1 pseudogene is annotated in these 497 nt (G+C 54.8%); it reads right to left on the reverse strand.

What is annotated here, in order from left to right:
- Nucleotides 1–488: pseudogene (locus FDX22_RS00410) on the reverse strand (extracellular solute-binding protein); the annotation flags it as partial.
- Between the last annotated feature and the right edge of the window lie 9 nt (nucleotides 489–497).

The following is a 497-nucleotide window of genomic DNA, read 5'->3' on the forward strand; positions in this document are numbered from 1 at the left end:
GATTGGCATTGACTTCTCGGCGTACAACACTCGCGCACGCATTGACAGCGCAAACCACTGATTATCCGCACCGCGGAGATTGGCCGGAATAGCCGCTTTCAGTGCTTCTGACTCCACGGGTTGTGTCACACCCGCTTCGACTAAATCGATAAGGTTCCCAGCGTCAACGGTCATCAGCAGGTCGGCAGGGGAGTTTTTACCTTCCGCTTTAACACGCTCAAGCATGCCGTCCTTGATATAGACCGTGCTGACTTTTATACCGCTGGTTTTCGTCCAGCTATCAAGCAGGGGCTGAATCAGGCCCGGTTCACGGGTGGTATACAGCGTTAACGCATNGTCCAGCTATCAAGCAGGGGCTGAATCAGGCCCGGTTCACGGGTGGTATACAGCGTTAACGCATCCTGGGCGAAAGCCGGCAGGCTGACAGAGAGGACGAGAGCAGAAGCAAGCGTGATACGGCGCAGTCCAGTGCGAGGCAGAGCATTCATCGTTTATAT

The sequence above is a fragment of the Citrobacter sp. TBCS-14 genome (assembly GCF_005280805.1).
Lineage (GTDB): Bacteria > Pseudomonadota > Gammaproteobacteria > Enterobacterales > Enterobacteriaceae > Citrobacter > Citrobacter gillenii.